General features: G+C 63.5%; 21 protein-coding genes. 11 read left to right on the forward strand and 10 right to left on the reverse strand.

Translation table 11 applies throughout. The features are described from left to right. Positions 1-218: 218 nt before the first annotated feature. The 6 genes from lepA to AC1DB0_RS05310 are packed head-to-tail and all read left to right on the forward strand — an operon-like array spanning position 219 to position 6,078. Positions 219-2,012 carry a translation elongation factor 4 gene (lepA, locus tag AC1DB0_RS05285; protein WP_054424018.1) on the forward strand — a complete coding sequence of 598 codons (1,794 nt, stop codon included), beginning with the start codon at positions 219-221 and terminating at the stop codon, positions 2,010-2,012. Between the two features lie 23 nt (positions 2,013-2,035). Continuing rightward, positions 2,036-2,920 carry a signal peptidase I gene (lepB, locus tag AC1DB0_RS05290; RefSeq protein WP_054424016.1) on the forward strand — a complete coding sequence of 295 codons (885 nt, stop codon included), beginning with the start codon at positions 2,036-2,038 and terminating at the stop codon, positions 2,918-2,920. 2 nt (positions 2,921-2,922) lie between these two features. Beyond that, a complete protein-coding gene (gene rnc / locus AC1DB0_RS05295) occupies positions 2,923-3,684 on the forward strand; it encodes a ribonuclease III (RefSeq protein WP_006218051.1) in 762 nt (253 codons plus the stop codon). Next, positions 3,681-4,571 carry a GTPase Era gene (gene era, locus AC1DB0_RS05300; protein ID WP_054424015.1) on the forward strand — a complete coding sequence of 297 codons (891 nt, stop codon included), beginning with the start codon at positions 3,681-3,683 and terminating at the stop codon, positions 4,569-4,571. Before rnc ends, era begins: the two co-directional genes overlap by 4 nt. Next, positions 4,564-5,151 (forward strand): DNA repair protein RecO, encoded by a 588-nt coding sequence (gene recO / locus AC1DB0_RS05305; RefSeq protein WP_054424013.1) that lies wholly within the window; start codon positions 4,564-4,566, stop codon positions 5,149-5,151. The genes era and recO overlap by 8 nt, the downstream gene beginning before the upstream one ends. Before the next feature lie 18 nt (positions 5,152-5,169). Then, positions 5,170-6,078 (forward strand): LysR family transcriptional regulator, encoded by a 909-nt coding sequence (locus tag AC1DB0_RS05310; RefSeq protein ID WP_054424011.1) that lies wholly within the window; start codon positions 5,170-5,172, stop codon positions 6,076-6,078. 44 nt (positions 6,079-6,122) lie between these two features. Here AC1DB0_RS05310 and AC1DB0_RS05315 read toward each other — a convergent pair whose 3' ends face one another. From AC1DB0_RS05315 to AC1DB0_RS05355, 9 genes are all read right to left on the reverse strand, one after another. Beyond that, positions 6,123-7,223: a pyridoxal-phosphate dependent enzyme gene (locus tag AC1DB0_RS05315; protein ID WP_476757698.1), complete on the reverse strand. Its 1,101-nt coding sequence runs from the start codon at positions 7,221-7,223 to the stop codon at positions 6,123-6,125. Positions 7,224-7,226: 3 nt separating this feature from the next. Next, positions 7,227-8,207 (reverse strand): M14 family metallopeptidase, encoded by a 981-nt coding sequence (locus AC1DB0_RS05320; protein ID WP_476758617.1) that lies wholly within the window; start codon positions 8,205-8,207, stop codon positions 7,227-7,229. Between the two features lie 31 nt (positions 8,208-8,238). Then, on the reverse strand, positions 8,239-9,195 hold the full coding sequence (locus tag AC1DB0_RS05325) for a Bug family tripartite tricarboxylate transporter substrate binding protein (protein WP_476757696.1): 957 nt from the start codon (positions 9,193-9,195) through the stop codon (positions 8,239-8,241). 90 nt (positions 9,196-9,285) lie between these two features. Further along, positions 9,286-10,575 (reverse strand): NTP/NDP exchange transporter, encoded by a 1,290-nt coding sequence (locus AC1DB0_RS05330; protein ID WP_346552284.1) that lies wholly within the window; start codon positions 10,573-10,575, stop codon positions 9,286-9,288. Positions 10,576-10,578: 3 nt separating this feature from the next. Next, positions 10,579-11,496: an aldo/keto reductase gene (locus tag AC1DB0_RS05335; RefSeq protein WP_175169614.1), complete on the reverse strand. Its 918-nt coding sequence runs from the start codon at positions 11,494-11,496 to the stop codon at positions 10,579-10,581. An 83-nt stretch (positions 11,497-11,579) separates the two neighbouring features. After that, complete coding sequence (locus tag AC1DB0_RS05340) at positions 11,580-12,290, reverse strand: Bax inhibitor-1/YccA family protein (protein ID WP_054423999.1); 711 nt, start codon at positions 12,288-12,290, stop codon at positions 11,580-11,582. Positions 12,291-12,424: 134 nt separating this feature from the next. Continuing rightward, positions 12,425-12,829, reverse strand: coding sequence for a hypothetical protein (locus AC1DB0_RS05345; protein WP_054423997.1), 405 nt, complete (start codon positions 12,827-12,829; stop codon positions 12,425-12,427). Positions 12,830-12,896: 67 nt separating this feature from the next. Further along, positions 12,897-13,367 carry a DNA polymerase III subunit chi gene (locus AC1DB0_RS05350; protein ID WP_054423995.1) on the reverse strand — a complete coding sequence of 157 codons (471 nt, stop codon included), beginning with the start codon at positions 13,365-13,367 and terminating at the stop codon, positions 12,897-12,899. Positions 13,368-13,389: 22 nt separating this feature from the next. Continuing rightward, positions 13,390-14,901, reverse strand: coding sequence for a leucyl aminopeptidase (locus tag AC1DB0_RS05355; protein ID WP_342067110.1), 1,512 nt, complete (start codon positions 14,899-14,901; stop codon positions 13,390-13,392). 57 nt (positions 14,902-14,958) lie between these two features. Between AC1DB0_RS05355 and lptF the strand changes: the two genes are divergently transcribed. Next, entirely contained in the window at positions 14,959-16,080 is a 1,122-nt protein-coding gene (gene lptF / locus AC1DB0_RS05360; protein ID WP_054423991.1) for an LPS export ABC transporter permease LptF, read from the forward strand. Between the two features lie 107 nt (positions 16,081-16,187). Here lptF and AC1DB0_RS05365 read toward each other — a convergent pair whose 3' ends face one another. Then, positions 16,188-17,108 (reverse strand): LysR family transcriptional regulator, encoded by a 921-nt coding sequence (locus AC1DB0_RS05365; protein WP_476757695.1) that lies wholly within the window; start codon positions 17,106-17,108, stop codon positions 16,188-16,190. A gap of 204 nt (positions 17,109-17,312) precedes the next feature. On the opposite strand from AC1DB0_RS05365, the gene AC1DB0_RS05370 reads away from it, so the two are divergent. The 4 genes from AC1DB0_RS05370 to AC1DB0_RS05385 all read left to right on the forward strand — a co-directional run bounded on the left by AC1DB0_RS05370 (position 17,313) and on the right by AC1DB0_RS05385 (position 21,730). Then, positions 17,313-18,530, forward strand: coding sequence for an ABC transporter substrate-binding protein (locus tag AC1DB0_RS05370; protein WP_476757694.1), 1,218 nt, complete (start codon positions 17,313-17,315; stop codon positions 18,528-18,530). Positions 18,531-18,627: 97 nt separating this feature from the next. Then, positions 18,628-20,121: a CoA-acylating methylmalonate-semialdehyde dehydrogenase gene (locus AC1DB0_RS05375; protein ID WP_054423987.1), complete on the forward strand. Its 1,494-nt coding sequence runs from the start codon at positions 18,628-18,630 to the stop codon at positions 20,119-20,121. Positions 20,122-20,216: 95 nt separating this feature from the next. Further along, positions 20,217-21,161 carry a CysB family HTH-type transcriptional regulator gene (locus AC1DB0_RS05380; protein WP_054423985.1) on the forward strand — a complete coding sequence of 315 codons (945 nt, stop codon included), beginning with the start codon at positions 20,217-20,219 and terminating at the stop codon, positions 21,159-21,161. A gap of 245 nt (positions 21,162-21,406) precedes the next feature. Further along, complete coding sequence (locus AC1DB0_RS05385) at positions 21,407-21,730, forward strand: DUF2325 domain-containing protein (RefSeq protein WP_035212827.1); 324 nt, start codon at positions 21,407-21,409, stop codon at positions 21,728-21,730. The last annotated feature ends 107 nt before the right edge of the window (positions 21,731-21,837 follow it).

Consider the following 21,837-nt stretch of genomic DNA (forward strand, 5'->3'; position numbering starts at 1 on the left):
GGCCCCCTGACAGGGGCTTTTTGCCAGGGGCTGGTCCCTAGGCAAAAAAAATTGCCCAAGACCAGCTAAAATGGCTGGTTGCCGCAAGAGGGGGCGCTTGGCGCCCCCTCGTTTTGCCCGGGCTTTGCCCGCCAGCGCCCCTCTCGTCAGCCGTGCGTACTCCGGCGGCGGTGTCTTCCGGCTTAGTGCCGAGTGTTCCGTCCCTTATAATTTCAAGCATGCAGCATATTCGCAACTTCTCCATCATTGCCCACATCGATCATGGCAAATCGACCTTGGCCGATCGCCTGATCCAGCGCTGCGGCGGATTGGCGGATCGCGAAATGTCGGCGCAGGTGCTCGATTCCATGGAAATCGAGCGCGAGCGCGGCATTACCATCAAGGCCCAGACGGCCGCTCTGCACTACAAGGCGCAGGACGGCAAGATCTACAACCTGAACCTGATCGACACCCCGGGGCACGTTGACTTCTCGTATGAAGTCAGCCGCTCGCTGTCGGCCTGCGAAGGCGCGCTGCTGGTGGTGGACGCGTCGCAAGGCGTGGAAGCGCAAACCGTCGCCAACTGCTACACCGCCATCGAGCTGGGTGTGGAAGTGGTGCCCGTGTTGAACAAGATGGATCTGCCGCAGGCCGATCCCGAAGGCGCCCGCCAGGAAGTCGAAGACGTCATCGGCATCGACGCCTCTGAAGCCGTGCTGGCCAGCGCCAAGACGGGCATGGGCATCGACGAAATTCTGGAAACCATTGTGGCCCGCGTGCCGGCGCCCAAGGGCGACCCCGACGCACCGCTGCAAGCGCTGGTCATCGACTCGTGGTTCGACAACTACGTGGGCGTGGTCATGCTGGTGCGCATCATCAACGGCGTGCTCAAGCCCAAGGACAAGATCCTCTTGATGGCCTCCGGCGCCACCCACCTGTGCGAGCAGACCGGTGTGTTCACGCCGAAGTCGCAGCAGCGCCCGCATCTGTCGGCGGGCGAGGTTGGCTTCATCATCGCCGGCATCAAGCAGCTGGAAGACGCCAAGGTGGGCGATACGGTCACCCTGGCCAACAAGCCGGCCGCCGCTGCGCTGCCGGGCTTCAAGGAAGTGAAGCCGCAGGTGTTCGCCGGCCTGTACCCGGTGGAAAGCTCCGAATACGACCAACTGCGCGATTCGCTCGACAAGCTCAAGCTGAACGACGCCGCTCTGATGTTCGAGCCGGAAGTCTCGCAAGCGCTGGGCTTCGGTTTCCGCTGCGGCTTCCTGGGCCTGTTGCACATGGAAATCGTGCAAGAGCGCCTGGAGCGCGAATTCGATATGGACATCATCACCACCGCGCCGTCGGTGGTGTATGAAGTCGAGCAGCGCGATGGCTCCGTCATCACGGTGGAAAGCCCGTCGCGCATGCCGGAAGTGGGCAAGATCCAGGACATTCGCGAGCCCATCGTGAAGGTCACGCTGTTCATGCCGCAGGACTATGTCGGCCCCGTGATGACGCTGTGCAATAACAAGCGCGGCTCGCAGGTCAACATGAGCTATCACGGCCGTCAGGTTCACCTGGTGTACGAGATCCCGCTGGCGGAAATCGTGCTGGATTTCTTCGACAAGCTGAAGTCGGTGTCGCGCGGCTATGCCTCGATGGACTACGAGTTCCTTGAGTACCGCTCGGCTGATGTGGTGCGCGTGGACTTGCTGATCAACAACGACCGCGTTGATGCGCTGGCCGTGATCGTCCACCGCAGCAATGCGCGCCATCGCGCCCGTGATGTCGTGACCCGCATGCGTGGCCTGATCCCGCGCCAGATGTTCGACGTGGTAATCCAGGCAGCCATCGGCGCCGAAATCATTGCGCGTGAAAACGTGAAGGCGCTGCGCAAGAACGTGTTGGCCAAGTGTTATGGCGGCGACATCTCGCGCAAGAAGAAGCTGCTTGAAAAGCAGAAGGCCGGCAAGAAGCGCATGAAGCAGGTGGGTAGCGTTGAGATTCCGCAGGAGGCGTTCCTGGCCATCCTGCAAGTGGAAGACAAGTAGAACCAAAAGAAGGCGGTTAGCTGATGAGTTGGAACTTTGCCCTGATCCTGTTTGTTCTGCTGGTCTTGACCGGCATTATCTGGGTGCTTGATCTGGCAGTGCTACGGCGTGGCCGTGAAGCACGGGCGCAAGCGGCAATGGCGCAGTACGATGCGGCCCTGATCGGCGACGCGCACGAAGCCGAGCGGCTGCGCCGCGAAGCCGGGGACGCCGCCCGCCGCGTGCCGTGGTGGATCGAATACGCCGTCAGCTTCTTTCCCGTCATCCTGTTCGTGTTCATGCTGCGTTCGTTCGTGGTTGAGCCGTTCCGGATTCCGTCGGGTTCGATGTTGCCGACCTTGCAGTCTGGCGACCTGATCCTGGTGAACAAGTTCAGCTATGGCTTGCGCTTGCCCGTCATCGACAAGAAGGTCGTCGACATCGGCAAGCCCGCGCGCGGCGATGTGTTTGTGTTCCGCTACCCGGTTGATCCGGACGTGGATTACATCAAGCGCGTGGTCGGCCTGCCTGGCGACGAGATCGCTTATCTGGACAAAAAACTGTACGTAAACGGCGAATTGGTGCCGCATGTGCGCGACGGCGACTACTTCGAGCCGGATCGTGTGTCGTATATCGCACAATATAAAGAGAAGTTGGGCGACGTTGAGCACAAGATCCTGCTAGATGAAGGCAAGCCGCAAGATTATTCGCCGATGTGGCAATTTCCTCACCGCGAGAACTGCCAATACAGCCGCAATGGGGTACGCTGCAAAGTACCCGAAGGCAGTTATTTCGCCATGGGCGATAATCGGGATAACAGCGCAGACAGCCGATACTGGGGCTTCGTTCCGGAATCCAATATCGTCGGACGCGCCTTCTTCATCTGGATGAATTTCAGCGATCTCAGCCGCATTGGCCGGTTCAACTGATTATGTCGCTAGCCACGCTAGAAAACCGCCTGGATCACCACTTCGGTGATCCAGCCTTGCTTGAACAGGCACTGACGCATCGCAGTCATGGTGCGCGTCACAACGAGCGTTTGGAATTCCTTGGGGATTCCGTGCTGAACTTCGTTGTGGCCGCCATGCTGTTTGAACGCTATTCCAAAATCGACGAAGGCGACTTGTCGCGGCTGCGGGCCAATCTGGTCAAGCAGGCCTCGCTGGCCGACATCGCCCAACGCCTGGAGCTGTCGCAGTATCTGCGCCTGGGCGAAGGCGAACTGAAAAGCGGCGGGTTCCGCCGTCCGTCGATTCTTGCCGATACCGTCGAGGCGCTGTTCGGCGCCGTCTTCCTGGATGCGGGCTTTGATGCCGCGCGTCGCGTGATCGTGCGCCAGTACCAGCCGGTACTGGCCTCGGTCGACCCCAAAACGCTGGGCAAGGACGCCAAGACCTTGCTGCAAGAATTCTTGCAAGGCCGCAAGCTGGCGCTGCCGTTGTACACGGTGGTGGCCACGCATGGCGCGGCTCACAGCCAGCAGTTCGAAGTCGAGTGTGCCATTCCGGCGCTCGAGATCAAGGTTACGGCGCCCGGCGCCAGCCGCCGTGCCGCCGAGCAATCGGCGGCCAAGCTGGCTTTGGAGGCCGCGCTGGCCATCAGCCCGGCCACCAAGGCTGCCCGCAAGTCGGGCAAGGCGCGCAAAACCGCGCAATTGTCGCTGCCTGTGGCAGTGGCTCAAGAGACTAAATGAGCGATACCCCTTTTCGTACCGGCTTTATTGCCATCGTTGGCCGCCCCAATGTGGGCAAGTCCACGCTGACGAACGCCCTGATCGGTTCCAAGATTTCCATCGTGTCGCGCAAGGCGCAGACCACGCGCCACCGCATCCATGGCGTGCTGACGCGCGAGCACGAGCAGTTCGTTTTCGTTGACACCCCGGGTTTCCAGACGCGCCATGGCGGCGCCATGAACCGCATGATGAACCGCGTGGTGACGCAGGCTTTGGCCGACGTTGACGTGGTGGTGCATGTCGTCGAAGCCGGCAAGTGGTCGGAAGGCGACGCGAAGCTGCTGCCGCTGTTGCCCAACCCCGAGCGCACGATTCTGGTCGTCTCGAAGATTGACCAAATGAAGAATCGCGATGATCTCTTCGCCTTCGTGTCCAAGATCATGGCGCTGCATCCGTTCGGCGCCGTGGTGCCCGTCAGCGCCACGAAGAAGCAGCAGCTGGATCAACTGCTGGAAGAAATCGCGACCCGCCTGCCGGAAGGCGAGGCGATGTTCGAAGAAGACACGCTGACCGATCGCCCCATGCGCTTCATCGCCGCCGAACTGGTGCGCGAGAAGATCTTCCGCCTGGTCGGCGACGAACTGCCGTACGGCTGTACCGTCGTCATCGAGCAATGGGAAGAAACCGACAAGGGCGCCAGCATCAACGCCTGCGTGGTGGTCGAGCGCGACAGCCACAAGCCCATCCTGCTGGGCACGGGCGGCATGCACATGAAGCGCATCGCCTCGGAGGCGCGGCAAGACATCGCCAAGCTGCTGGACAAGCCCGTGCACCTGGAGGTCTATATCAAGGTGCGCAAGGGCTGGTCCGACCGCGAGGGTGCGCTCCGCGATCTGGGCTATGAGTAGACGGGCGCCTCGCGTCCAGGACCGCCCGGGATTTATGTTGCACGCCACTGCGTGGCGTGAAACTTCCCTTATTGTTCAAACGTTCTCCCGCGATCATGGCTGTGTGGCCATGGTCGCCAAGGGCGCCAAGCGCCCGTACTCCGTGCTGCGCCCTGTCTTGTCGGCCTTTCAGCCCTTGCTGCTGTCCTGGACCGGCAATGGCGACGTCAAGACGCTGACGCGCGCCGAGATCGCCGGCATCCGTCCGCTGACGGGCACCGCGCTGATGTCCGCCTGGTACATGAACGAGCTGCTGCTGCGTTTGCTGCCACGCGAAGACGCCCACCCCTTGCTGTTCGATGCCTACGACATGGCCTTGCAGCAGTTGTCCAATGGCACGCGCGCCGCTGGGGCCTTGCGCCGCTTTGAATGGACGCTGCTGCGCGAAACCGGCTATGGCGTCGATGAGGCCGCCCCCGATTTCGAAGACACCACGATCGAGCCCGCATTGCGGCGCGATCTGCGTGAGCGATTGTCCGAGATTCTTGCCGGCCGTCCGCTGTCCACGCGGCGCGTGCTGATGGATCTGCAACGCATCTGAGCGCGTGTCGCCCCGCCTATGACCTTCACGCTAAAACAGGTCGAGACGTTTCGCACCGTCTATGAAACGGAAAGCGTGACCGCGGCGGCGCGCCGGCTGGACGTGTCGCCCGCGACGGTCAGCGCCACCTTGGCGGCACTGGAAGCCAGCATTGAATTGCGCCTGTTCGAACGCGTGCGCCAGCGCATGCAGCGCACGCCGGAAGCCACACTGCTGTACGAGGAAATCCGCCGCCTGAATGTGGGCCTGGAAAGCCTGGGGCGCAAAATCCGCGCGATCCGTGGCGCTGCCCAACCGCGATTGCGCATCGGCTGTATCCACGCCTATAGCGGGGCCATCGTCAGCGACGCCATCTCGCGTTTCCGCGAGCGCTATCCCGATACGCCGCTGTACCTGCAAATTCGCGACTCCAATACCCTGCGCGACATGGTGGTGTCGGGCGAACTCGACCTGGCCATGGTGGCCGATGAGTCCGAGCTGGAAGGGCTGCGGGGGCATCGGCTGGCCAGCTTGCGCGCCGTAGCCGTCTTTCCGGCGGGGCATGCGTTATCGCGCGTGGAGCGTGTCGATTTTGCCCACCTTGCTGACGAAGATGTGATTGCGTTGAACGCCGAGGATGGCTCGCGCAAACGATTGGATGCGTTGTTGCGCCAAGCGGGCCAGAGCCTGCGCGTGGCGATCGAGACCCCGTATTCCAGCACCGTGTGCCAACTGGCGCTGGCCGGGCACGGTGTGGGCATCGCCAACCCGGCGACGGCGGTGGGCATGGAGGCCGCAGGGCTTTCCTATCGACCTCTTACCGCCTTGGTGCATTTTGAATGCCACATGATCCTGCATGGCAGCCGGCCCTTGTCCGAGGCGGGTAAATTCTGGGCCACCTGCCTGCGCGGCGTGCTGGCTCCGCTGGTGGATCGCTTCGGTGTCTAGCGCCGGTTCCTGCGCTGTTGCAGGAACCAGCGACAGACAACAGATCAGCCGCGACGTCCGTCGGAAGTCACCATCAGTACGACCGAAGACTCGGCATCCAACACGCCCGCGCGGCGCAGCTGGGACACGGCCGCCAGCGCGGCGGCGGACGACAGCTCGGCGCTGATCCCCTTGCGTGCCAGACGCTGCTGCGCCTGGGTGGCTGCTGCGTCAGACACGTCTACGGGCGTTCCCCCCGACCGTTCCAACGCGGCCAGCGATTGCAGCGTGCAGGTGCCACCTGCAATCGAATACTGCTCCGTTGCGCCTTCCCACAGGCCGCGCGCATCGCCCGTAGCCAGGGCCTGCGACAAGCGCGCGTACGGTTCGACGGCGTGCAGGCGGGGCAGGCGAGCGATGCGCCCGGTGTCGAACAGGTGCTGCCACCCCAGAAAAATTCCCCACAGCAGATCCCCGCGCGCCGTGGGAACGATGATGTCCGTGGGCGCGCCGCATTGATCGAAGATTTCCCGCGCGATGGGCTTATAGCCTTCGACGCCATAGGGATGCGTGCCGACCGGCGGATTCAGGTAGTTGGTGCCGGCAAACGCCCCGTGGTTGCGGCACAGGTCTTCCACATAGGGCCAGCGCGCCAGGCTGTCGTCAAAGGCGCTGAGCGTGGCCCCGAAGCGTTCCATGGCCTCCCGTTGCAGGGGCGGGCAGTTGCGGGTGATGGCGATATCGGCGTGCAAACCGGCAGCGGCGCAGTACGCGGCGATCGAAACGCCAGCGTTCCCGCTGGACGCGGCCGCCACGCGGGTAGCGCCGCTTAAGGCCGCGCGCGACACCAACTGGGCTGCCATCCGATCCTTGTGGCTGCCGGTGGGGTTGGCGCCTTCGCACTTGAGCCAAAGCTGCCCGACGCCTTCGGCTTGTGCAAGGTCTGCGGCGTCCAGGCAGGGTGTGGCGCCTTCGCCCAGCGTCACCGGCGCCAGCACCGGCAAGGGAATCGCATCGTCCCTGTCCGTGGGCGTGTAGCGGCATTCCAAGGTAGCGGGGTGGCCCGCTGCCAGGCAAGTGGGGCAGCCTTCGGGGTAGTCACCGGGGGGCCACAGGCTGGCGCACCGGATACAACGCAGGCCGGACAATCTAGGGTTCATCTGCATGGGTCAGTATTGTGAAGCAAGGGAGTCCAGGGGACGGGCGGGCGCGACTTGAATCAGGCAATCGCCCGGGTCGCTTCGGGCGATGGCGCGTAGGCAGACCACGGTGCCCGTCTGCGGGCTAAGCAAGCCCTGCATGGGCTTATCGGGCCGGGCAGGCTCAATCAAACGGCCAATGCGTTGGCCCGCCGTGATGATCTGCCCCAGCTCGACGCTGGGCACGAACACACCGGCATCGCTTGCCCGCAGGGTGGCGGCAGGCACGTCCAGGTCGTAAGTCTGAACGGCGGGATACGTCGGGCGCGGGGCGTTCGGCAACAGGCCCAGTTCGCTCAGGCAACCCAGCAGCCCATCCCGGCACCCATCGGCAAGGCTGCTGCGGGTTTCCCGGCCGCCTCCAATTTCTGCGCTCAGGCGCAACACGCCGTGGCGGCTGGCGGCAGCAGGCATCGAGCCGGCTTCATTGCCGCGAAAGAACATGCAGTGTGGCAAGCCGAAGGCGCGCGCCAGCGCCGGCAGGCGTTCGTCGAAGGCGTCGTCGCCGTATCGCGTGATGACGGACGACGGCACATAGCGCAGTGACGCGCCGCCGCTGTGTACGTCGATCATGGCCTGGATGTGCGGCAACAGCTTCGCTTCCAGGGCGGCGGYCACGCTTTCGGTATAGCCACGCGCCGGCGCGCCCAGGAAGGCGCGGTTCAAATTGCCGCCGTCATTGGGTGATAGCCGGGTGCCAGCCAGCGAGGCTTCGGCATTGACGGCGGGCAGCAGATAGACGGTGCCGCGTTGCAGAACCGTGGGCAGGTGGTGCCACAAGTCCAGGATGGCCGCCTGGCCTTCCCATTCATCGCCGTGCACGCCGGCAATCAGGGCAACGGCCGGGCCAGGACCCGCCTCAACGCGCAGCATGGGAATGGTGACGCGGCGGTACGCCGACTCGTTGGTGGCGGCGGCGACGGAAAAATCTTCGCGGCTTACGCGGACCATGCGGCGCCTCCGGCGGGGCTGCACATCCGGTTCAATCCAGCGTAGCGGCCTTGATGATGCTTTCCCATTTGGGCAGCTCCTTGCGAATCTGGGTTTGTACATCCTGGGGCGTGCCTCCCAGGGGTTCTTGCGAACGGCTGCGCAGTTCTTTTTCGACGTTCTCTGATCGCAACGCCTGGTTCATGGCGGCATTCAATTTGGCGACGACGGCGGGCGGCGTGCCGGCCGGTGCAATCAGTGCGCTCCAGGCCGATTGCTCGTAGTTGGGGTAGCCCTGTTCGGCCACCGTCGGCACATCGGGGTTGGACGCGGCGCGCGACTTGGTCGTTACCGCCAGCGCACGCAGTCGGCCGTCCTTCAGATTGCCGATCAGGGGAGGCAGGTTTTCCATCATGGAATCGACGTGGCCGCCAAGCAGGTCGGACAGTTGCGCCGCGGTTGCCTTGTAGGGAATCTGGCGCACGGCAGCGCCGGTTTGCGCGATGAATAGCTTCACGCCGACTTCGCTGGTCGTGCCCGGGTCTGCCGACGTCATGGTCAGGCGGTCGGGCTGGGCGCGGCTGGCTTCGATGAAGCTTTTCAAGTCGCGGTACGGCGACGCGGCGTTCACCACGATGACGTTCGGCGTTTCAGCCACCAGGCCGATCGGCGTGATATCGCGGTTCAGGTCATAGAGCTGCTGCTTGAATAAAAAGCGATGCAGCACCAGCGTGCCAACGTGGGCGTAGCCGATGGTGTAGCCGTCGGCGGCGGCTCGCACGACGGCCTGCGTGCCGATGCGGCCACCCGCGCCCACGCGATTTTCCACAACGACGGGTTGACCCAGCTGCCGGCTCATTTCCTGGCCGATCAGCCGGGCGGTGATATCCGCATTACCGCCTGCGGCGGCGGGCACGATCAGCGTGATCGCGCGGGCCGGATAGTCGGCGTGAGCGGCCGTTCCGGCAAGGCAAAGCAACACAGCGGCAAGACAGGCAGTGCGTTTCATGACGATTCCCGAGGCGTTGAGAGCTGCGCCATTGTGCGGTCGTCATCCGTGTATGCCGTTTGTTTTTATAAGATGGATGTTTGGAAAAATCTAACGGTTGTATTTCTGCTTTGCGTCGGCCTTGGCCCCCAAGCCGTAGCCCACTGCCGCGGCGGCCAGGGCAACGGCTGCGCCCAGCAGCGCAATCAGCGCGGCGCCGTAGCCAAGCGTGTCCACGCCAGTCTTGACCCATCCACTGGCGGCATCCCCGCCCCGGTACACCACGGTGTCGATGACGCTCTTGGTTTTGTATTTATCTTCGGCAGGCACCGCGGTGAACAGCATTTCGCGCCCCGGCCGGATCAGGGCGTATTCACCCGCGCGGCGCAGGATCATCGCGGCAGCCAGAACGCCAAAGACAGGAAAGGCGGCAAGCGCCAGAAATGACACCCCTACGGCGAGCGGCACCGCAGTCAATAGAAAGCGCAGCCCCAGGCGCGCGGCAATCCGGCCAGACAGAAAGAGTTGCGATAGCAGCGCCAGCGTCTGCACGGTGAAGTCCAGCGCGCTGAACACGCGCAGGCGTTCGGCCGTAGTGGGGAACGTGTCCGCAACAAGCCGCGCCTGCTCCATGTACAGAAAGGTATTCAGCGTGGCCAGCAAAATCACCAATAGCGAAATGCCCAACAGGAAGCGCGACCGGAAAATGCGGGAAATGCCAGCCAGGATGGCGCCCTGGATGGGTTGCTGCATATCCTCTGGGCCAATCTCCATGCGCGTTTCGGTGCGCCAGCGCAGCAGCCACTGCTTCAGGGGCAACGTGGCCGTCAGCAACAGGGCTGATAACAAGAGCAGACCGGCCGGACCCAGCGCGCCCGCCAACAACGCGCCGAGTAACGGCCCGCACAGCCCGCCCGCGCTGGCGCCCGCAGCGATCAGTGCGAACAGGCGCTTGGCCGATTCCATGCGGAACACGTCGGCCATCAGGCTCCACGCGATAGAGACCACGAACAGGTTGAACACTGACAGCCACACATAGAACGCACGCGCAGCCCACACGCTGTCGGGCCGAAGATAGAGCAAGGCCGCAAACCCCGCCATGGTCAGGGCGAACAGACTGTAGACCCAGGTCAACAACGTGGCGCGCGGCACCCGGGCGGACAGCCAGCCGAACAACGGCACCACCGCCAGCGTCGCCACGAAGGTTGCCGTGAACAGCCATTGCAATTGATTCACGCCGGCTTGGATGCCCATCGTCTCGCGGATGGGGCGCAGCATGAAATAGCCGCAGAACAGAAAGAAGAAGAACGCGAAGCCGCACGCGGCGGGCGCGATTTCGTCTTCATGGATGCCCAGCGCCCGCGCCGCGCGTTGGCGCAGGGAGTAGAGGGCGTCAGCCATCGCTTAAGCCAGCAGGGCGGCGATGCGTTCGCGCATGGCGGCGTCGGGCTGCCGGCCAAACCCGGCGAGCACGTTGTCGGCCATGTTGGCTGGCTTGGACGTGGCGGGAATGACGGCGGTGACGGCGGGGTGTCCGATGATGAATTTCAGGAACAGCTGCGCCCACGAGGTGCAGCCGATTTCCGCGGCCAGGGCAGGCAGGGCGCGGCCCTTTACCTGGCGAAATAGCGCGCCGTCTTGGAACGGACGGTTGATCAGCACCGCCACGCCGTTAGCCTGGCAGGCAGGCAGCAGGCGCTTTTCGGCGCTGCGCGCACCCACGGACAGATTGATCTGAAGGAAGTCGGGCTTCTCGCTTTCAACCAGTTGGGTCAGTTCGTCATGCGCGTAGTCGGTGTAGTGCGTGATGCCGACGTAGCGGGTGACGCCTTGCTGCTTGAGCTCTCGCAGCAGCGCCAGCTGGTTGCGGGTGTCGATCAGGTTGTGGACCTGGATGAGGTCAAGCTTATCGCTGCGCAGCCGCTTCTGGGACTGGCGTACCTGTTCCATGGCGGATTCGCGGCCGGTCGTGCCGATCTTCGTCGCTAGAAACACCTGTTGGCGCAGGCCGCCATGACGCGCCAGCAAGGCGCCCACGACGGCTTCGGCCTGGCCGTAGCTGGGGGCGGTGTCGATCAGGAAGCCGCCTTCCTTCATGAAGGTGTCCAGCACCTGGGCCAGCGGCGCCATCGCCGCAGCGTCGTCGGGCGGTGCGTTGAAGGTGTCGGCCGTGCCTAGACCGATGACGGGGATTTGCTCGCCGGACGCGGGTATCGCCCGGCTGAGCATGGCCTGTTTGACGCTGAGCGCACGCGCGGCGCCGGCGGGTCCCAGCAGCGCGGCGCAGGTAGCGGTCTGAAGGAATCGGCGGCGGTCGGGCATGGAAAGCGCTCCTGGTGAAAAGCCGAAATAAAAAAAGGCCTACATGCGAATGTAGGCCTTTTGCTGAGTCTTGCGACCGGCGATTACTCGCGGTTGCCGCCGAAGATGCCCAGCAGCATCAGCAGGTTCGAGAAGACGTTGTAGACGTCCAGGTAGATGGCCAGCGTGGCGGACACATAGTTGGTTTCGCCACCATTCACGACACGTTGCAGGTCAACCAGCATGAAGGCCGAGAAGATGACAATGGCCATCACCGAGATGGTCAGCATCAGGGCCGGCAGTTGCAGGAAGATGTTGGCCAGGGCTGCGACCAGAATCACGACCGCGCCAATGAACAGGAATTTCTGCATTCCCGACAAGTCGCGCTTGATGGTGGTGGCCAGCGTGGCCATCGTGCCGAACACGATTGCCGTGCCGCCGAAGGCCGTCATGACCAGCTGCGAGCCGTTGCTGAAGCCCATCACGAAGCCGAGCAAGCGCGACAGCATGATGCCCATGAAGAACGTGAAGGCCAGCAGCAGGACAACGCCCATCGAGTTGTTCTTGTTTTTCTCGATGGCGAACATCATGCCGAATGCGCCGACCAGAAACACGATGGCGGACAGACCGGGGCTTGCGCCCATGACACGGTTGATGCCGGTGTAGAGGCCGACCGCGGCGCCCAGCACCGTGGGGATCAGCGAAAGCGCCAAGAGCCAGTAGGTGTTGCGCAGGACCTGGTTGCGAGCGACCTCGCCCGGCGCGCCGGCAACCGAGCCGGAACGATTAAAAGGGGACGGACGATATTCGTTCATGGAGAACTCCTGTGTACGGCAAAAATGGTGATTGCCTAGAAGGCTTAGATGGGAAGGATACCTTACAGTTCCCTGAAGAATCCAGTTTTTGGAAGATTTAGACCGGCTGTCGGACGCGCTTTTCGCGCCGGGCGTTAGCCGGGTTTTACCTCGCTAAGCACACGGGCAACGATACCCGGTAATTCAGCATCCATGCGCGTTTGCATGTGGTCGATGGCGTCGGCCAGGGCGCGGCGCATCAGCTGTTCCACCTCGGCTTGCAGGCGGGCGGACAGCACCGAGGCGTCGGGTAGAGCGGCGGGGGCGGGCGTTTGCAGCGCGGCGGCGTAGACGGCCGGCGCCTCGTCCACATCCCAATCATGGCCTTGCCCATCGGCGACATCGGTCAGCAGCGGAAATGCGTCGTCGGCGTCCGTGTCATCGGCCAGATCCGTCAGCAGGGGGGCGTCGGGCTCCGCCGGACCCAGAGGCGCGTGCAGCGTCGGCTCGGCCCGTTGGGTCAAGGTAGGGATGCCGGGATCAGTGGGGCGAGCGGGCATGGGAACTCCCGAAGTTTTCAAATGGCGTGGCGGGCGGGGCGATGGCCCGCCGTGCTGGATGGGGCAATCAGGCGCCAGGGGGCTGGCGGCTGAGATCGTGGCTTTGCGGCGTGTGGCCGGCGTTCTGGTAGACGCGCCAGCGCTGACGGGCGGCCTGCTTGTCGTCCGGGTCATCCGACACGATTTCAAGCAGGCGCTCGAAGGCGTCAAAGCCGGGCGGGCAGTCGTTGTCCAGATTCAGCAGCCAGAGCGGGGACGTGTCGCCACTGTCTGCGGGCCGGGCGGCCAGCGCCGCTTGTTGCGGATCGCCTGCCGTCAGCACCACGGGCGTTTCGGACGCCAGCGGGTCATTGGCCAGCACGTGCGGCACGAAAGCCGTGTCGTCGAACGCCCACAGCATGCGGTCAAACGCGGCCAAGCGCGAGCCGTCTTTACAGTACACCACCAGCCGCTGCCCAGCCAGGAAGCGCTTGCGCACCACCTGGCAGGCGGTACGCAAGCGGTCGGGCGCGCCGAAGGCGAAGTCGATCCGCGTCATGCCCGGTTCCGTTGCAAGGGCTTCAAACCTGGTCCAGCAGGTATTGCATCAGCAGGGGCACGGGGCGGCCGGTGGCGCCCTTGTCCTTGCCGCCGCGCCACGCGGTGCCGGCGATGTCCAGGTGGGCCCACGGATAGGCCTTGGTGAAACGCGACAGGAAGCACGCTGCGGTCACGGCGCCGGCCGGGGGGCCGCCGATGTTGGCCAGGTCGGCGAAGTTGGACTTCAGCTGTTCTTGATAGGCGTCGTCCATCGGCATGCGCCAGGCGGTGTCCAGCGACTGGCGGCCGGCAGAAGCCAGGGCCTCGGCCAGGGCGTCGTCCTTGGAGAACAGGCCGGTGTTGACGTTGCCCAGCGCCACGACGCAAGCGCCGGTCAGCGTGGCGATGTCGATGACGGCGGCCGGCTTGAAGCGTTCGGCGTAGGTCAGGGCGTCGCACAGGACCAGGCGGCCTTCGGCGTCGGTGTTCAGGATTTCGATGGTCAGGCCGGCCATGCTGGTGACGACATCACCCGGCTTGTTGGCCGTGCCGCTCGGCAGGTTTTCGCAAGCGGGGATGATGCCGACGACGTCCAGCGGGAGCTCAAGCTCGGCCAGTGCGCGGAACGAACCCAGCACGCTGGCGGCGCCGCACATGTCGTACTTCATTTCGTCCATGGTGGCGGCGGGTTTGAGCGAGATGCCGCCGGCGTCGAACGTGATGCCCTTGCCCACCAGCACGATCGGGCCTTGCGCCGACTTGGCGGCCTTCTTGGCAGCCGCCTTGGCGCCCGCGTGGCGCAACACGATGAAGCGCAGCGGTTCAGCGGAGCCGCGTGCGACGGACAGGAACGAGCCCATGCCCAGCGCTTCGACCTGTTTCTTGTCCAGCACTTCCACCTTCACCGACTTGAACTCGCGGGCCAGGCGCTTGGCCGTGTCGCCCAGGTAGGTCGGGGTGCAGATGTTGCCGGGCAGGTTGCCCAGGGTGCGGGTCAGCTCCATGCCGTTGGCGATGGCGTTGCCTTCACGCAAGCCCTTCTGGGCCTGGGCGGACTCGGCGCGCTCGACGATCTGAACGATCTTCTTCAGCTTGGGGCGGGCGTCGCGGTCGGGTTTGCCGAAGCTGGCGTCGTAGTGATAGGTGGCGTTGCCGGCTGCGATGGCGGCGCTGCGGGCGCGAGCAATGACGGGCACGTCCGCGATCGCATTGGCGACCAGCGTGGACACGCCTTCGGTCAGTTGGGCGGCAACGCAGACCGAGGCGAATGCCTGCTCGGCCGACGCGTGCGCGCGGGCGGAGTATTCATCTTGCTTGCCCAGGCCCACCAGCACCACGCGTTGCGCGGTAACGCCGGGCAATGCGCGCAACGTCAGGGTGGAGCCGGCGCGTCCGCGGAACTCGGCCTTGACCACGGCGCGCACGGCGCCGTTGGATGCACGGTCGATGATGTCGGCGGCGGGGCTCAACACGCCATCCGCGAACACCCCGACAGCCAGGGCGGCGGTTTTAACTTGGTGCAGGGAAGCAGTGGTCTGTGTGCTAAATTCCATGAGGGTTTCCCGTGTGCGTCTGTGTATGATGCGGTCGATTATCCCGCATATTCTCCCATGTCTCTATTTAAACGCTCTGTCGTCAGCGAGATCACCAGTCACGCTGGCGTTGTCTTTTCCACGTTGCTCATCGTGTGGCTCAGCGTGCTCCTTGTGCGCCTGCTCGGTGAAGCCGCGGGCGGCAACATCGGAGCCGACGTCGTTCTCGTGCTGGCCGCGTTGTCGACCATCACTGCGTTGCCGACCATCCTGGCCGTCTCGATCTTCATCGCGGTGCTCACGACCGTCACGCGCAACTACCGTGAATCCGAAATGGTGGTGTGGTTCGCCAGCGGCCTGTCGCTGGCGGATTGGCTAAAGCCCGTGCTGCGCGTGGCCGTTCCCGTTGCCTTGGCGGTGGCGGGCCTGACGCTTGTGGCCGCGCCTTGGGCGTACCGCCAGATCGGCGAATACCACGAGCGCTTTGAACAACGTTCCGACTTGTCCAAGGTCACGGCTGGGCAGTTCGCGGAATCGTCCGGCGGCAACCGCGTGTTCTTCTCCGAAGACCCCATCACGCCCTCTGACGAACTGGGTAACGTGTTCGCGCGCGAGACCGGCCCTGAATGGTTGAGCGTGTTGACCGCAAGCAGCGCCCACAGCGAAACCTTGCCCAATGGCGACCGTTTCCTGGTGCTGGGCGAGGGCCACCGCTATGACCTGAAGCCCGGCACGCCTGAGATCCGGCTGGTGCACTTCGATAAATACGGGCTGCGTCTGGAAAGCAAGGCGGGGGGCGACCCGATCGGCGAAGCGCGGGCTGCGGCCGAGCGTTCGTCCAAGGCGCGCACCACGATGCAGCTGGTGGCGGACAACACCGACAGCAGCTGGTCACAAGTGATGTGGCGGATCTCGTTGCCGCTGGCGGCGCTGAATCTGGCGTTGCTGGCCATTCCGCTGGGAGCGGTGAACCCGCGCCTGGGCCGGTCGGGCGATTTGCTGATCGCGGGTCTGGTCGGTTTGCTCTATATGAACCTGATCAACCTGTCGCGCGCCTGGATTTCCAACGGCAAGCTCAGTTTTGGCGTGGGCGTGTGGGCCATCCATGGCGCGGTGGCGCTGCTGACCGTGTTCCTGCTCATGCGGCGCTTGCGAGTGAAGGCGCCCAAGAACGGCGCCAACAGCGCGGCCCCCACGTAACGATCAGGCGAGCGGCTGATGCGGGGGGCTGCGGCCCTCGCGCCTATCTTGCCGTTCCTGCTGTTCCTGCCGCCCCTGCCTTTCCTGCCTTTCCTGCCGTTCTTGCCTCAAGGCAGGTATTTCATCGTGCCGCGCTTGCCGGCCAGCAGGTCGGCATTCTTCAGCACCGACTTGCGGATGAACTCCCACAAGACTGTCACGCGCTTGAGCTTGCGCAGGTCTTCGTGGCAGTACATCCAAAACGATCGTGTGATCTCTACTTCATTTTCCAGCACCGGTTTCAGCCGCGGGTCTTGCGCGGCGATGAAACACGGCAGGATGGCCAGCGACTGCCCTTGCAGCGCGGCGTGATACTGCGCCACCACGCTGGTGCTACGCAGCACCACCTTGCTGGCCGGCAGCAAATCTTCCAGATAGCGCAGGCGCTCGCTGAACAGCAATTCGTCGACATAGCCGATGAACGTGTGCTCGGCCAGATCCGTGCGGGTTGCGATCGGTTTGTGGCGTGCCAGGTAACCGGGCGTGCCGTACAGGCGCAGGGTGTAATCGCACAGCTTGCTGCACACATAGGGACCACGCTGGGGACGTTCGATGGTGATGGCCAGGTCTGCTTCGCGCTTTGACAGGCTGACAAAGCGCGGCACCGGCAGGATGTCCAGCGTGATGTGCGGATAGCGGCGCTGGAAGTCGGCCGCAAGCGGTGTCAGCACATAGCTGCCGAAGCCTTCGGTGGCGCCAATGCGTAAATGGCCCGACAAGGCCTGGCCGATGCCCGACAAGTTTTCGCGCGCGGTATGCACCGTGCTTTCCATCTGTTCGGCGTGGACGAACAAGCGCTGGCCGTCGTCCGTCAGCACAAAACCCGCGCTGCGTGATTTTTCGAACAGCAGGGTGTCGAGCTCGGTTTCCAGGGCCCGGATGCGGCGCGACACGGTCGTGTGCTCCACCCCCAATTTGCGTGCGGCGGCGCTCACCCGCTGGGTGCGGGCCACTTCCAGAAAGTACCGCAGGCTGTCCCAATCCAACACGATTTCATCCTTATGGCGCGCGGCGCCGAACCCAATACTGCTTGTGCATGAATGCACAAGGAATGTGCATTTCTAGTGTTGCTTGTTGATTTTCACACATCTACACTGGGCCGGCAGGCCTCGGGGCATTGCCCTGAGAGTCGCAGGCCGCAAAGACGGCGCATAACGCTACACATCAGCGCATAACACTCAGGAGACAAATCCATGAAATTGCACGCACGCGGGCTGGCCGCAGGCTTGTGTCTGGGCGCATTGTTGGTGAGCCAGGCGCAGGCGGCCGACAAGCCGCCAGTGAAGATCGGCATTCTGACGGACATGTCCGGCACCTACGCCGGGATGGGCGGGGCGGGTTCGGTCGCGGCGGCGCAATTGGCCATTGACGATTGCCTGGCCGCCGAGTGCAAGGGCATGAAGATCGAACTGGTCTCCGCCGACAATCAGAACAAGGCGGACGTGGGCGCGGCCAAAGCGCGCGAATGGTTTGACCGCGACGGCGTGACGGCGATTGCCGACCTGACGAACTCTGCCGTGGCGCTTGCCGTGCAAGTCATTGCGCGCGAAAAGAACAAGGTCGTGATGTTCTCCGGCCCGGCCACGACGGCGCTGACCAACAAGGAATGCTCGCCTGTTGGCTTCCATTGGATGTTCGACACCTATTCGCAATCCGCGGGCGGCGCCAAGGCCACCGTGCGTGCTGGCGGCAAGTCCTGGTACTTCATTACGGTGGATTACGCCTTTGGCCATTCGCTGGAAGCGGACACGGTGAAGGCCGTGAAGGCGCTGGGCGGCACCGTCGCCGGCAGCGTGCGCCATCCCTTGAACGCGCCTGACTTCGCGTCCTATCTGTTGCAGGCGCAAAGCTCCAAGGCACAGGTCGTGGCGCTGGCCAATGGCGGGCAGGACACGGTCAACGCCGTCAAGCAGGCGCGCGAATTTGGCATCGTGGCGGGCGGGCAGCGGCTGGTGTCGCTGCTGATCTTCCTGTCGGACCTGCGTGCCCTTGGGCTGGAAAGCGCTCAAGGCTTGTCGTATGTGGACGGCTTTTATTGGGATTACGACGACGCCTCGCGCGCCTGGTCCGCGCGCTTCGAAAAGGCCTTCCGTGGCCTGAAGCCCACGATGACGCAGGCCGGCGTGTATTCCAGCGTGTTGCATTACCTGCGCGCGACAGCCGCCGCCAGCAGCACCGACGGCAAGGTCGTGGCCGACAAGATGCGTGAACTGCCCATCAAGGACCCGATCATGCGCAACGCATCGATCCGCCCCGATGGCCGCGTCATCCACGACATGTACCTGTACGAAGTGAAGAAGCCCGCGGACTCCAAGGGCGGCTGGGACTATTCGAAGCTGGTGGCCACCATTCCGGCGGCCGAAGCCTTCCAGCCCCTGGCCGATTCGAGCTGCCCGCTGGTGAAGAAATAAGCCTGGCGCGCTGGCCGGGCCATTGTCCGGCCGGCGTGTTTGACGATTCATGAACGCGGATTCATCCGCATCGACTACGCAGTGTGAGGAGCATCAAATGAGTGAAGTCCCCCGCGTTCCGCTATTGATCGGCGGCAAGCTTGTGCAGTCCCAAACCACCGAATGGCGAGACGTGATCAACCCCGCCACCCAGGAGGTCGTTGCCAAGGTGCCCTTCGCGACCCGCGAAGAACTGGACCTGGCCGTCTCCAACGCCAAGGAAGCATTCAAGACCTGGCGCAACAGCGGGCAGGGCACGCGCATGCGCGTCATGCTGAAGTTCCAGGAGCTGCTGCGCGCCAACACCGGCAAGCTGGCCGAGATGATCACGCGCGAACACGGCAAGACGCTGCCTGACGCCGAGGGCGAGATCGGCCGTGGCCTGGAAGTGGTGGAGCACGCGTGCTCGATCGCCAACCTGCAATTGGGCGAGTACGCCGAAAACGCCGCGTCCGGCATCGACGTCTACACCCTGATCCAGCCGCTGGGCGTGTGCGCGGGCATCACCGCGTTCAACTTCCCGGTGATGCTGCCGTGCTTCATGTTCCCCATCGCCGTGGCCTGCGGCAACAGCTTCGTGCTGAAACCCTCTGAACAGGACCCGACCGCGTCCCTGTTCCTGGCCCAGCTGGCGCTGGAAGCCGGCCTGCCCCCGGGCGTGCTGAACGTGGTGCATGGCGGTCCGGATACGGCCAACGGCCTGTGCGAACACCCGGACATCAAGGCCGTGTCGTTCATCGGTTCGACCCGTGTCGGCACGGAAATCTACAACCGCGCATCGGCGGCCGGCAAGCGTTGCCAGTCGATGATGGGCGCCAAGAACCACTGCGTGATTCTGCCGGACGCCGATCCCGAAGTGGCGCTGAACCAGCTGGTGGGCGCGGCATTTGGCGCAGCCGGCCAGCGCTGCATGGCGTCCTCGGTTGCCGTGTTGGTGGGCGATGCCCGCAACTGGCTGCCCGACTTCGTTGAGCGTTCGAAGAAGCTGAAGGTCAACTCGGGCACCGATCGTGAAGCTGATCTGGGCCCGCTGGTGTCGCCCAATGCCAAGAAGCGTGTCGAAAGCCTGATTCAAAAGGGTGTGGACGAAGGCGCCAAACTGCTGCTGGATGGCCGCAACCTGAAGGTGTCGGGCTTTGAGCAGGGCAACTTCGTGGGCCCGACGATTTTCGACGGCGTGAACGAAGACATGACCATCTATACCGAAGAAATCTTCGGACCGGTCCTGTGCTGCGTCGGCGTCGAAACGCTGGAAGACGCGGTGGCGTTCATCAACCGCAACCCCAACGGCAACGGCGTGGCGCTGTTCACCCAGGACGGCGGCGCGGCGCGCTACTTCCAGAACAACATCGACGTGGGCCAGGTAGGCATCAACGTGCCGATTCCCGTGCCGGTGGCGTGGTTCAGCTTCACAGGTTCGCGCGGTTCCAAGCTGGGTGACCTGGGCCCCAACGGCAAGCAGGCGGTTCAGTTCTGGACGCAGACCAAGACCGTGACGGCGCGCTGGTCCGCACACGCCAAGACCGTGAACACCACGATCTCGATGCGCTGAAAGGGGGACGCCTTGCTCCTAAGCTTATATTAATAAGTTATATAACAAGGCGTCCTTATTACTTATAATTGGCCCATCTATCAGGGGCCAATTTTATGAACCTCCAGCAATTTCGCTTTGTGCGCGAAACCATCCGGCGCGACTTCAACCTGACCGAAGCCGCCCGGATGCTCTATACCTCGCAGCCCGGAGTGTCCAAGGCCATCATCGAGTTCGAAGATGAGCTCGGCATCAAGATTTTCGAACGCCATGGCAAGCGCATCAAAGGCCTGACCAAGCCGGGTCTGGCGGTGTCGCAGGTGATCGACCGCATCATGCGCGAAGTCGACAATCTGAAGAAGGTCAGCGACGAATTCGCCCGCCGCGATGAAGGCGGTTTGGTGATTGCGTGCACGCACACGCAGGCGCGCTATCTGCTGCCCCGCGTGATTCCTGCCTTCCGCAAGCAATTCCCCAAGGTGCACTTGTCGTTGGCTGAAGGCAGCCCCGCGCAGTTGGCGGAAATGGTGCTGCACGAGCAGGCCGACCTGGCGCTGGCAACCGAGTCCTTGGCCTTGACGCCCGGCTTGGCCACCTTGCCCGTCTACGCCTGGGAGCACACCGTGGTGGTGCGCCCGGATCATCCTTTGGCCGAGCTGACCTCCAGCGCCGCCAAGCGCCTGTCGCTGGCGCAACTGGCCGAATTCCCCATCGTGACCTACGACCGCGCCTTCACGGGCCGCAGCACAATCGACGAAGTGTTCGCCAACCAGGGCATTCACCCGGACATCGTGCTGGAAGCCATTGATGCCGACGTCATCAAGACCTATGTCGACGTGGGCCTGGGCATTGGCATCATTGCTGGCGTGGCCTATGACCCGCGCCGCGACTCCAATCTGGTTGGCCTGCCCGTGGGTCACCTGTTCGGCACGCACACCACCCGCGTGGGCGTGAAGTCGGGCGTGTTCCTGCGCGACTACGTCTACACCTTCCTGGAAATGCTGGCGCCGTCGTTGACTCGCGCCGTCGTGACCGAGGCGGTGCAGGGCGCGCCGAAGTAAGCGAATTGGACGGCTGGCTTGCCCGGCAAAAAGAAGCGCGGCGTCTTGAGATGCCGCGCTTTTTTTTGCCCCTGAAACGGGGCGACCGGCTGGAGAGCCGCGAGTTCCCTAGCTGATAGCAAATCTCACTATCCCTCTTGATAAGCTCATAAATATAATTAAATAAGAACCGATCTCATTTAAGTTGACTAAAAAATAGGAATCATTATCATTACATCCAGGCTCAACGACCAGTGAGGTTCATCATGACGGCAGGACTCAGTGCAGTAGTAGTTGGCGCAGATCGACTGGGCAATATTCCGGATCTGCTGAAAGGACACAATATTTCGATCACGCACCACATCAGTGGCCGCGATCCGTCGCACCAGAAGAAGACGCTTCAACTGCCTTCCGGCACGCAACTGGTCATCTTGCTGACCGACTTCCTTGGACACAACGTCATGAAGACCTTCCGCAACGCCGCGCAGCGTGGCGGCATCCGGGTCGTGGCTTGTCGCCGTTCGGTATGCAGCATGCAGCAAGCGTTGCAGCAGTGCGGCCTGTGCCCGCGCGCTGGCACCGTCCACTGAATGCCTGTTTTGCCGCTGGAACACAAAAACACTGGGGAGGCCGAAACGGCCTGCGGCTGAAAGGGCGATAGGCCCTGGACCGCGAAGAGCAAAAGCAAAACGCCGTC

It is taken from the genome of Achromobacter sp. 10T422 (genome assembly GCF_056394065.1).